Raw genomic sequence first — 12,453 nt, forward strand, 5'->3', positions numbered from 1 at the left:
TGAATTTTTTACCGCATGCAAATCCAATGTTATGATGGAAAATTAACGTTTTGTGGTGTAGGAAGCGGGGAGTTCCCCTGAAGCTCTAGAGACGGCAAGCGCATTTGCTCAGGTTACAACACCCATTAATAAGAAGCGATCCATCGCGTTGGAAAGGGATTGTTTAGCCATGGAGATTAATTTATGAAGGCCATTGTATTTCATGATATTGGTGATATTAGGCTTGAAAATGTACGAGAACCCAAGATAGAAGATAAAGATGATGCCATCGTTCGCATTACGACCAGTGCGATTTGTGGCACAGATTTGCATTTTATTAGGGGCACCGTGGGGCCTATGAAGAAGGGCACCATTTTAGGCCACGAAGCAGTCGGTGTGGTAGAAGAAATTGGCAAAAATGTTCGAAATTTGAAACGGGGTGATCGGGTCATTGTTCCTTCAACCATTAGTTGTGGTTATTGCCTACTCTGTCGACAAGGGTTTTATTCTCAATGCAATAATGCCAATCCAAATGGACCGGAAGCTGGCACAGCGTTTTTTGGGGGTCCTAAAAATTCGGGCCCATTACAAGGCTGCCAAGCCGAGTTTGTTCGTGTCCCTTTTGCGAGTAATAATCTCGTTAAAATTCCTGATTCAGTCTCAGATGACAAAGCCATCCTATTATCAGACATTTTTCCTACAGCGTATTTTGGGGCTGACATGGCTCAAGTTAAACCAGGCGATGTCGTTGTCATTCAGGGTTGTGGGCCGGTTGGGCAATTTGCTATTGCGAGTTGTAAGCTTTTAGGTGCCTCAAGAATTTTTGCTATTGATCGCATTCCTTCACGTTTAGAACTTGCGCGAAAACAAGGTGCGGAAATTCTCAATTTTGATGAAGTTAATCCCATTGAAATCATTAAGGATGCAACAGAGGGTACGATGGCAAACGTGGTGATTGATGCAGTCGGGGTGGATGCTGTTAAACCTACGAAAGGACCGGCTTTAAAAGGCGTAAAAGACGCAAAAGAATTTAAAGACGAGCTTACAAAAATTGCGCCTACGACACATCCAAAGGGCAAAAATTGGATACCAGGAGATGCTCCCAGTCAAGCGCTACGTACAGGGGTTGAATTAGCAGGCAAGTGTGCAACCATTTCAATTATAGGTGTGTATGCAGAAGCTTCGCAAACTTATCCGATCGGTAAGGCTATGAATAAGAATTTAAAATTAGTCATGGGCAATTGTCATCATCGCGCCTATATTCCCAGGTTATTACAACTTGTGGAAGCAGGCATCATTGATCCAACCCAAATCCTAACGCAGCGAGAACCTTTAATGAATGCATTGGAAGCTTATAAACAATTTGATGCAAGAGAACCGGGTTGGATCAAAGTTGCGTTAAAGGCATAAAAAAAATGTATCTCCAATGCTGAACTTGATTTTGCCTATCATTTCAGCATTTTTACTTTTTATTTTTTTTGAATGAGCGGAACGCCTGCAGTAATAAAAAAGGCTGCCAAGATCCCATAAATAAAACTATGCGCTAAAAGATTTTCTGACACATCAATACTTAAAAAAACAAACAGGACTAACAATAATATTGAAATCAATCTTAATCGCCAACCTAAAATAATGAGAAGACCAAATATGATTTCAGTGATGAGCATCATAAAAACAAAATACTCATAAGGAATGCCAAAAGTAAAAGCCTGATTAAGCGTTAAAATTGCAATGTCTAAATTAGGTTGGAAAAGTTTAATAGTTATTGCGGAATAAATAAAATTAATGCCCGTCAGTATTTGTAAAATGAGAAAAGCCCGGCGGGGAGAAACCGCAAGCGGTGAAGGCGCGCTTTGTGTCAAAGCAAATTTTCCACCACCTTGAGTAAGAAGATAGTAAGTAATTCCTAGATAAAAACCGCAATACTGCAGGACTCCGTGACCATATAAGCTGCAACAAAGCACCATAAACAATAGGAAAATAAATGCAAAAAATCGAGTCCATAAGCCCAATACTAAACCTATCCCTAAGGTAAGCTCCATCCATTGGAGAAATGCCCAGGATTGCGGAATGTGGCTTAACAAAAATTCAGGCGCCAACATTGTACTTTCTGCAAAATAAGGTACCCCACTTCTAGGAAGTAAACCTAACGATAAAAGAATCAGCATCACTCCGGCCCCTAGTCGTAGCACAAAGGAAATCCAGGGTTGTGCGTGCGTTTGCGATTGATGCTGGGGGGGAAAGTACCAATGAATGATTATCCAAATCATTACACCCAGTAGTGCAGACAAACCAATTAATGAATTAAATAGGGTAAGTTGAGTGAATAGGGTTGGATTAGGTTGGGTGTGAAGTAATTGTATTTGCTCAGCGGTTAATAGCCACGGTTCGTGACCGAATCCTGTTGTCGTCAATGCAATACCCAGGAAAATGAGTAATAGCTGAAATATTGTTTTTTGTCCTTCCATGCCAGGGCCCTTTCATTGTCTGTAAGCTCGGATTATTTGCGTTGGCTTTCGTTAAACTCATTGGGCAATTTTGGGCTTTTTCACCTGGGCTAGTTTGCGATCAAGCCAAACTATAACGTTTCGCAAACTAACCCAAGGTAGAGAAAGTAAACTGTCAACTAAGCTTTTTCTTCAGCAATTCATTCAACTGCTGTGGGTTAATTTTTCCACCTGAAGCTTTCATGGCTTGACCTACGAAAAAGCCAAATAATTTTTCTTTTCCTGCTTTGTAATCTGCAGCTTGTTGCGGGTTGGCAGCAATGATTTCATCAATTAATTTTTCAATCGCACTGCTATCGGTAACTTGTTTTAAGCCGCCTTTTTCAATAAGGTTGTCGACCGTGTCTTCTTGATTCCACAGGCTTTCAAAAATTGTTTTAGCAATCTTACCGGAAATTGTTTGATCCCCGATACGTAATACCAGTTTGCCCAGTTCAGCAGAGGGAATGGGACTTTCAGTAATTTCAAAACCTTCTTTATTAAGCGCCCCAAGCAGTTCACTGATCACCCAATTCGCCGCAAGTTTAGCTTGGTTACCTGAAGCTTTAACCACACTTTCGTAGTAATCCGCCATGTTTTGACTGCTAACTAGAATACTCGCATCATAGTGGCTAAGTTGATATTGCTGGATAAAACGATCACGTTTTTGTTGTGGTAATTCAGGTAATTCTTTTTTTACCTTTGCAATTAATTCTTCACTAATGATGAGAGGCAATAAATCGGGATCGGGAAAATATCGATAATCGTTTGCTTCTTCCTTACTACGCATGGAACGTGTTTCATTTTTATTGGGATCAAAAAGTCGGGTTTCTTGTTTAATGATTCCGCCGCCTTCAATAATGCCAATTTGTCGTTCAATTTCATAATTAATGGCACGTTCTACAAATCGAAAAGAATTAATATTTTTTAATTCTGCACGGGTGCCTAATTTCGTCTCACCTTTGCGACGCACTGAAACATTCGCATCGCAACGGAAGGAACCTTCCTGCATGTTGCCATCACAAATTTGTAAATAACGTACTAAGCTGTGTAAAACTTTTAAATATGCTACAGCCTCTTTAGCTGAACGCATGTCAGGTTCAGAAACAATTTCTAATAACGGCGTGCCAGCACGATTTAAATCAATACCGGTGTAGCCTTGAAAATCTTCGTGTAAGGATTTGCCCGCATCTTCTTCTAAATGCGCACGCGTAATGCCAATCCGTTTTTGAGTATTATCTTCAAAGCCAACATCTAAGTAGCCCCCCGTGACGACGGGTAACTCAAATTGACTAATTTGATAGCCCTTGGGTAAGTCGGGATAAAAATAATTTTTGCGTGCAAAAACTGATTTTTTCGCAATTTCAGCATTGATCCCCAACCCTAATTTAATCGCCATGATCACAACATCACGATTTAAGACAGGTAGAACCCCAGGAAAACCTAGATCGATCGGGCAAGCTTGGGTATTGGGTTCTGCGCCGAAAGCCGTGGCAGCACCTGAAAACAGTTTAGATTTTGTTGCTAATTGTGCGTGTACTTCGAGACCAATAACCGCTTCCCATTCTTGATGTGAGTGTGTCATGGTTTAAAAACCCTCCGGGAAGTAAGTATGCCAATCCGTTTCTTGTTGATATTGATGCGCCACATTTAAAATTTTAGCTTCATCAAATAAGTTACCAATCAATTGCAAACCAACCGGTAATTGATTGATGAAGCCCATAGGAATGGAAAGGGCGGGTAAGCCGGCTAAATTTGCGGCAATAGTATAAATGTCAGATAAATACATGCTGATTGGATCACTGGCTTTTTCACCAATTTTAAAGGCAGTCGAGGGTGTCGTGGGTGAGAGAATGACATCCACTTCTTGATAGGCATTAATGAAATCCTGACAAATAAGGCGGCGAATTTTTTGAGCTTTCAAGTAATACGCATCATAATAGCCAGAAGAAAGAACATACGTACCCACCATGATACGGCGCTTTACTTCGTCACCAAAAGCTTCTGACCGAGAACGTTTATATAAATCCTCTAAATCTTTTGGATTTTCGCACCGATAGCCATAACGTACGCCATCAAAGCGGGCAAGATTAGATGAACATTCAGCGGGTGCTAAGACGTAGTAAACGGGGGTGGAAAGATTCGTATTCGGTAAGCTTATCTCTTTAATCGTTGCGCCTAACTTTTTGAAAACTACAAGCGCTGCTTCTATCGCCGCACCCATTTCTTTACTCATGTCTGCAGTGAAATATTCTTTGGGTAAGCCGATGCGTAATCCTGTAAGAGGTGCGTTTAAAGTTGCAGCATAATCCGGGACCGCACGTTCAACACTCGTTGAATCGCGTTCGTCAAATCCCGCCATCGCATTCATGAGTAAGGCTAAATCCTCTGCAGAGCGAGCAAAAGGACCACCTTGGTCCAGACTTGAAGCAAAGGCAATCATGCCATACCGCGATACCCGGCCATAGGTAGGTTTTAACCCACTAATGCCACATAGTGCAGCCGGTTGTCGGATGGATCCACCTGTGTCGGTTCCTGTTGCACCTGGTGCAAGACCTGCAGCGACGGCCGCGGCGGAACCACCGGAGGAACCACCGGCGACACAATCAATACACCAGGGATTTTTTACGGCGCCATAAAAACTGTTTTCATTCGATGATCCCATTGCAAATTCATCCATATTGGTTTTACCCAATAAGACGGTGCCAGCCGCATTAAATTTTTCTATGACGGTTGCATTATAGGGTGCAATAAAATTAGCGAGCATTTTCGAACCGCACGAAGTTAATACGCCATCAGTGCAAAAAATATCTTTTTGAGCCAAAGGAATGCCTGTTAATGTTGTCCCCTTGCCCGCAGCAATAACTTCATCTGCCTGTTTGGCGGATTGAAGGGCCTGTTCTTCGGTAACCGTAATGAAGGTATTGAGTGTTTTATCATGATTTTTAATACGGTTTAGATAATGTTGCGTTAACTCAACGCTTGAAATTTTCTTCGTGAGCAAATCCTTGGACAGTGCTGCAATGGTTTTTTTATGCATTTAACATGCCTTATTCAATGACTTTAGGGACAAGGTAAAATCCGGCTTCAACGAGTGGCGCAATTCGCTGGTATTTATCACGTAAGTTAGGTTCAGTCACCACGTCTTCTCGTAAGCGTTGCGAAAGTTCAAGCGGGTGAGAAAGGGCCTCAACTTGACTTGTATCCACAGCATTCATTTGCTCAATAAATGCAATGATTCGAGATAGTTTTTCAGCGAAAGGATCAGCATCCTCCCTTGAAAAGTTAAGTCTCGCAAGGTGAGCAATCTTTGACACATCATCGGCTGTAAGTGGCATAAGCAATGCTTCCTGTCTAATTATTTGGGCGGGTCATTATAAAGCATGTTCTCTTCCAGCGAAAATATTTCTACTTTAAGCTTCGAGAAATTTTTTGTTTTACTCTTGGCGTTAACCTTGTAAATTGATTAGAATGCTCATGAGTGCGACAACTCTTTTCAATAAGGAAATTTACCTGCTATGTTCAAAAAGCTCCGTGGCATGTTCTCTAATGATTTATCCATCGATTTAGGTACAGCAAACACTCTTATTTATGTTCGTGGCAAAGGAATTATTTTGAACGAACCTTCAGTCGTTGCTATTCGGCAAGGACATGAAGCACCTGGACAAAAGCATGTTGTCGCTGTTGGCAGTGAAGCTAAGCTCATGCTAGGTCGTACCCCTGGTAATATTAGTGCCATTCGACCAATGAAAGATGGCGTGATAGCAGACTTTTACGTAACAGAAAAAATGCTACAACATTTTATTCATAAAGTGCATGAAAATCGTTTTTTGCGTCCTAGCCCTCGCGTTCTTGTTTCAGTACCTTGTGGTTCCACTCAGGTAGAACGTCGCGCGATTAAAGAATCAGCCATTAGCGCTGGCGCGAGAGAAGTTTTCCTGCTCGAAGAACCTATGGCTGCAGCAATGGGTGCGGGTATGCCAGTTGAAGAGGCCCGTGGCTCGATGGTCGTTGATATTGGGGGTGGTACCACAGAAGTTGCCATTATTTCTTTAAACGGAATCGTTTACTCGGCCTCAGTCCGAATTGGCGGTGATCGTTTTGACGAAGCTATTTCAAATTACGTGCGTCGTAATTACGGCATTTTGATTGGGGAAGCAACCGCAGAACGTATCAAACATGAAATTGGTTTAGCCTATCCTGCAAATCAAATGTTACAAATGGAAGTTCGCGGGCGGAATTTAGCGGAAGGCATTCCACGCAGTTTTACAATTACAAGTAATGAAATTTTAGAGGCATTACAAGAGCCTCTTTCTGGGATTTTAGGTGCTGTTCGCGCAGCATTAGAACAAGCTCCTCCAGAATTAGCTGCAGATATCGCCGAGCGGGGCATGGTTTTAACAGGTGGTGGCGCTTGCTTAAGAAATATTGATCGATTGTTTATGGAAGAAACAGGTTTGCCAGTCATTATCGCTGATGAGCCACTTACTTGCGTTGCAAGAGGCGGCGGTAAAGCATTAGAAGTCATTGAAACGTCGGGCGTTGATTTCTTATTAAGAGAATAGGGTTCATCAATTTAGGAATTCCTACGATAGATTTCCGTTCTCACGTATTCATCTATTTCCTATAGCCCGCAAATGTTGTGGGTTCTTAGGAAATAAGAGTTTAATTCGAGTAGTCGCATCTTTTTAGATTTTAAGTGAGGAAAAGACCATTCGCTCTATTTTTACTCGCGAATCGCAACCTGGACTCCGCGCTTTTTTGCTGATTGTGATCTCTATTGCCCTCATGTTCATGGATAAACGTCTCGAAAGTTTTTCTCATTTTCGCACGACTTTATCGGTGCCGATCGCATCCTTACAGTATTTAGTCAATTTGCCTACCCAAATTTTTAACCAAATAAAAATTATAATTATTTCGCATGATGACTTAGTGAAGCAAAACCTTAAACTTAAAACGGATCAGCTTATTGTAAGATCACAATTACAAAGATTACTCGCGATTGAATCAGAAAATGATTACTTAAAAGCTTTATTTCAATCTTCCCGTCAAGTTAAGGGTAAAACCCTCATTGCTGAACTTCTCGCCGTAGACTCTGAACCTTTTGTAAATCAAGTGATCTTAGATAAAGGTGCGCGCGATGGTGTTTATGTTGGTCAACCCGTTTTAGATGCAAATGGCGTAATGGGACAAATTATTGAAGCTGGGCGCATTACAAGTCGCGTTTTACTTATTAACGATCCTAAAAGTGGTATTGCCGTGCAAAATGCTCGGAATGGTCTGCGTTCTTTTGCATTTGGCGACAGTTATTCGGGAAAACTACGGTTAATGTATGTACCTAAAACGGCAGATATTCGTGCGGGCGATATTTTTACCACCTCAGGTTTGGGTGATCATTACCCTGAAGGTTATCCAGTGGGTAAAGTGGTTTCTATAAAAAAAGATCCTAGCAACCAATTTGCGACGATCGCAATTCAACCCAGTGCACGTTTAAACAGTAGTCGCCAAGTTTTATTAGTGTGGTATCAAAAAAATGCATAGTTGGTTTGCTATTTTAACAACCTTTATTGTGGGCTTAGTTTTAATGATTCTGCCCATGCCCGATTGGACCATTTGGTTGCGTCCGGCTTGGGTCTTACTCATTTTAATTTATTGGTCATTTGAAATGCCTTCACGTGTCAGTGTGGGCATGGCTTGGTTTATCGGTCTAATCGTTGATTTATTAAACGGCACATTACTGGGTGAGCATGCTTTAGCTTATACCCTTGTTATTTATTTGGTGACTCGTATGCATTTGCGCATCCGTCTATATCCATGGCTGCAACAAGGTTTCAGTATTTTCCTTTTTGTTTTACTGTATCAATTCGTTGTGTATTGTATTCAAGGATTCATCGGCCAAGTACCAGCGAGCAATTTGTACTGGCTATCATCTCTGACTAGCACAATTTTATGGCCATGGCTTTATATTCTTTTGCGGGATTATCGTAAGCGTTTAAAAATCGCGTAATCAAAAAGGAAGTGTCGTGAACGCGTATATAGCATCCATAACCAGGAAGGTTGGCATCGCTCTTTCGGCAATATTTATTTTTATCGCTTTGATTTTATTAACCGGCATATTCATTACCCCTTTTCTGAATAAACATAAAGATGAGTTTTCGGTGTGGGCGGGTGAAATGTTACAAACCCCCGTAACTGTCAATCAGGCAGCTTTTTCTTGGTATCACTTTCATCCTGGCGTTGCTCTTAAAGGGGTTACCCTTTTAAGTAAAGAAACTAATGCCCCTATTTTACAAATTCGAACAGTCCGCATTTATTTTTCTTTATTAAAAAGCTTATGGCATTTTCAACCCGTACTAAGCGGCATTGTTGTAGCTGGAACGGAAGTAAATATCACGGAAGATCAAAAGGGTGAAATTGCATTAAAAGGTTTTCCAGCAATCACGGGCTTTAATGATCAACCCGATACAGAACCAACGAAAGCGCTCCAAGTCGTAGGGTTTTTATTTACACAACCGTATTTGACTTTACAAGACACCGACGTACGTTTTGTTTCTAAAACGGGTAAAAAATTATTTGTAACGTTATATCGCTTAAATTTAAAAAATTCAAATGATAATCATCGTATAACGGGCGATGCTATCTTGCATCAAGCGGTACCGACGAAAATAAATACCGTTATTAATTTCCAAGGTCATGAGTTAGATCCGAAACATGTTAATGCTCATGTATATTTAAACGTTTCAGGGTTATCTTTATCGCAGTGGTTTACTGACTGGCAATGGCAAGGTTTTCAAATCAGAAGTGGGGTGGGTAGTATAAAAGTCTGGGCTACGTTGCAGATGGGTACGTTAACTAAGCTGCAAACCATTGCACAGTTATATCATGTGAAATTATATGCCAACCGCAATAAAATGCTTTATCCCATTAATCGCCTCAGTGGGAATTTTGGCTATGAGAAACAAGACAATATTTATAAAATTAGCGGAGACGATGTTTTAATTGATTTAGCACAAAGCTTATGGCCCGTAACAAGTTTTAATGTTGTGTTAGAAAAAAATGCCAATGAAGTATTTACACCTAAACTCATTAATTTTGGCTATCTTAATTTAAAAGATGTGCAACAACTTTTATTGAATTCCTCGTTGCTTACTAATGAAGACCATATTCGATTAGCGAAATTAAATTTAAGCGGCGACTTGCAAGATACCAGTATAGTTATAGCTGGACCCTGGGAAGTGAGTTCGAATTTAAAATTCGCAACGCGCTTCAATAAAATTTATTTTTCGGCGCAAGATGTTTTACCGGGCCTCAAAAATTTAACTGGGAAAGTGGATTGGGATGGGTCAATTGGTCATGTTACCTTGCGAAGTAATCGGCTTGTCCTCGATTATCCTAAAGCCTTGTTAGCCCCAGTTACAATTGATGAACTTGCAGGCGAAGCGCTTGTTAAAGGTACGAATAAAAACTGGTCGATCGACCTGCAGCATTTCCAAATTTTAAATAATGAAATGGCATTAAATCTTGCGGGGATGATGACACTTGTAGAAAATGTAGCACCAACAGTTGATTTATCTGCCAATTTTACCATGCAAAAAATGCCTATTATTACGCGCTATTTGCCGCTTCGTTTTTTTGATGCCAGTCTCACGACATGGTTAAAAACAGCTTTAAAGTCTGGTGAACTAAAAGCTGCAAATATTGTTTTAAGAGGATCATTAAAAGATTTTCCATTTACGAACGGCAAGGGCGTCTTTGCAGTAACCGGAGAATTTGAAAAAGTTGATTTAAATTATGCGCAAAGTTGGCCGACGCTTAAAAATATGGCTGGCAAAATCAATTTCAATGGCAGCCAAATGACGGTAGTTGCTGATGAAGCTTTATTAGCTGGAGTACCCTTTACAAATATTGTCGCTAACATTCCTAATTTGATGGCGGATAAAGTTGTAGTCAATCTTAGTCACGATCCCATCCAAACCGATTTTACACATGTATTCGCTTTTATTAATTCAAGCCCCCTACAGGCAACATTAGGCAAGATCACCAAAACCGTGGACATCCTCGGACGTTTAGGTTTGACAACTAAATTAACGATTCCTTTAAGCGAACTTGATGCGATTAAAGTTCAGGGGGACGCAGGATTTAACGATGTAGAGTTAAAAGTAATCGGTAGTGATTTGGCTATAAATCAATTAAGAGGCCAGTTGAAATTTACTGAAAGTTCAGTTACTGCGAAAAATATTTTAGGCATTCTGAACAATCAACCCGTGAGTTTAAATTTAAATACCTTAACAAAGCCAGGAAATAAACAAACGATTCAAGCAACACTTAACAATAAAATGACTGTTGCTGAAATTGAACAATGGCTAAAAATGTCTATCGCGACTTTTGCTGAAGGTCGTATTAACTTAACGACTCAAATTAATATTGATACGGATAGTCCTTTAACTGTTGACTTAAGCTCAGATTTAGTCGGTTTAAAAATTGATTTACCTGAACAATTTGCAAAAAAAGCGGAAGAAACTCGTGCATTTAAAGCAGAAATTATTTTCGCTGATGCTAATCTTTTACGGATCAAATTACGATATGGTTCAGTACTCGGTGCGGCTTTAATCTTGCATAAAAAAAACGATGCGTTTGATCTTCAAAGTGTCAATTTACGTCTTGGCGAAGGGGAAGCTTCTTGGCCTGAAAATCCGGGACTTTATATCACCGGTCATCTTAAACTTTTAGATTGGTCACAAGTGAGTACCTATCTTGGTCAAGCTAAAACGGAAAGTATTAATGCATTGAAGCTTCAAGGTATTGAAATTTCTGCAGACACAGTGATGCTGGGTCAGCTACGTTTAAGCAATTTAAATGTGCACGGTTTTCCAGAAAAAGATTATTGGAACATCAATGTGCGTAGCCCCGATGTTGTGGGTGATTTAGAAGTTCCTCAAGTGATTAATCGGGAAAAACAAATCAAAGCCCGCTTTGGCCGTTTGTATTTACATGCGACTCCCAACATCGGTGCAGGAATGAGCCTGTCGCCGGAAACGCTTCCTCCCATTTCTTTTATAGCTGATCATGTTCGCTATGATGATATGAATCTGGGGCAAGTGATTTTCAATGCAACACCTATTGCCGAAGGTTTATCTGTCCGTACGCTGCAACTTTCTTCAAACTTTTTTAATTTACGAGCGAACGGCACTTGGCTTAAGAATATAACGCATTTGCAAGGCGAAGGCGTGTCTTCTAATGTCAGTAATTTATTGAAAAGTTTAAACTTTGATACGCATAACTTTGTTTCGAGCAAGGGTCAAATTCAATTTAATTTACAATGGGAAGGTTCACCTTTTGCACCTTCCCTTTCCACCTTGGGTGGCAAGGCAAATTTAGATTTAGGTCCGGGTCGAATTGTAGAAATTGAAGGAACGAGCGGCGCTAAAATGGATTTTGCTCGTTTGTTAAGTGTTTTTAGCTTGCAGGCACTCCCGCGAAGATTATCTTTAGATTTTAGTGATGTATTTAATAAAGGGTATAGTTTTGATTACATTCGGGGCGATTTTAATTTAAAAAATGGCAATGCGTTGACGAATAATATGCGTATTGAGGGCCCAATCGCACGGGTTGAAATCAGAGGTAGAATTGGTTTCAGTAGAAAAGATTTAGATTTAACCGTTAAAGCCATTCCTTATGTTTCAAGCAGCCTTCCTGTTGCTGCTGCATTAATCGCAACCCCCATAGCTGGGCTTGCAGCATTTGCAGTAGAACGCGTCATTGGTTCACAAGTGTCGCGCGTAACGACGTTGCAATATGAAGTGAAAGGGCCTTGGACAAACCCCGATTTTAAACCTGTTAGTAATTAATTACCCTTCTGCGCTTTGATTATTGATCCATAAAACCTCTATTTATTTGGCCAAATACTAAGCTGTTCGTTTGTTTCTTTAGCCATTTTTTTTGCGCTTAAACTATAAATTTTTATGACATCTGTCAATTAAATTACAGA

At 40.4% G+C, this 12,453-nt stretch carries 9 protein-coding genes; 5 read left to right on the top strand and 4 right to left on the bottom strand.

The window, feature by feature from the left end:
- The first annotated feature begins 183 nt into the window (after positions 1-183).
- Positions 184-1,389: a glutathione-dependent formaldehyde dehydrogenase gene (locus H0W64_05690; protein ID MBA3661196.1), complete on the top strand. Its 1,206-nt coding sequence runs from the start codon at positions 184-186 to the stop codon at positions 1,387-1,389.
- 59 nt (positions 1,390-1,448) lie between these two features.
- Here the strand turns inward: H0W64_05690 and H0W64_05695 are convergent, their stop codons facing one another.
- The 4 genes from H0W64_05695 to gatC form a co-directional block, all read right to left on the bottom strand.
- Positions 1,449-2,447, bottom strand: coding sequence for a DoxX family membrane protein (locus H0W64_05695; GenBank protein MBA3661197.1), 999 nt, complete (start codon positions 2,445-2,447; stop codon positions 1,449-1,451).
- A 154-nt stretch (positions 2,448-2,601) separates the two neighbouring features.
- Positions 2,602-4,050, bottom strand: a complete 1,449-nt coding sequence (gatB, locus tag H0W64_05700) for an Asp-tRNA(Asn)/Glu-tRNA(Gln) amidotransferase subunit GatB (GenBank protein ID MBA3661198.1) — start codon at positions 4,048-4,050, stop codon at positions 2,602-2,604.
- Between the two features lie 3 nt (positions 4,051-4,053).
- Complete coding sequence (gene gatA, locus H0W64_05705) at positions 4,054-5,505, bottom strand: Asp-tRNA(Asn)/Glu-tRNA(Gln) amidotransferase subunit GatA (protein ID MBA3661199.1); 1,452 nt, start codon at positions 5,503-5,505, stop codon at positions 4,054-4,056.
- A 10-nt stretch (positions 5,506-5,515) separates the two neighbouring features.
- A complete protein-coding gene (gene gatC, locus H0W64_05710; GenBank protein MBA3661200.1) occupies positions 5,516-5,803 on the bottom strand; it encodes an Asp-tRNA(Asn)/Glu-tRNA(Gln) amidotransferase subunit GatC in 288 nt (95 codons plus the stop codon).
- Positions 5,804-5,983: 180 nt separating this feature from the next.
- Between gatC and H0W64_05715 the strand changes: the two genes are divergently transcribed.
- The 4 genes from H0W64_05715 (at position 5,984) to H0W64_05730 (ending at position 12,313) form a co-directional block, all read left to right on the top strand.
- Positions 5,984-7,030, top strand: coding sequence for a rod shape-determining protein (locus H0W64_05715; protein ID MBA3661201.1), 1,047 nt, complete (start codon positions 5,984-5,986; stop codon positions 7,028-7,030).
- Between the two features lie 127 nt (positions 7,031-7,157).
- Positions 7,158-8,006: a rod shape-determining protein MreC gene (gene mreC / locus H0W64_05720; GenBank protein MBA3661202.1), complete on the top strand. Its 849-nt coding sequence runs from the start codon at positions 7,158-7,160 to the stop codon at positions 8,004-8,006.
- Positions 7,999-8,472 carry a rod shape-determining protein MreD gene (mreD, locus tag H0W64_05725; protein MBA3661203.1) on the top strand — a complete coding sequence of 158 codons (474 nt, stop codon included), beginning with the start codon at positions 7,999-8,001 and terminating at the stop codon, positions 8,470-8,472. Before mreC ends, mreD begins: the two co-directional genes overlap by 8 nt.
- A gap of 16 nt (positions 8,473-8,488) precedes the next feature.
- Positions 8,489-12,313, top strand: a complete 3,825-nt coding sequence (locus H0W64_05730; protein MBA3661204.1) for a TIGR02099 family protein — start codon at positions 8,489-8,491, stop codon at positions 12,311-12,313.
- Positions 12,314-12,453 lie beyond the last annotated feature (140 nt).

The sequence above is a fragment of the Gammaproteobacteria bacterium genome (assembly GCA_013816845.1).
Classification (GTDB): Bacteria; Pseudomonadota; Gammaproteobacteria; order DSM-16500; family DSM-16500; genus Aquicella.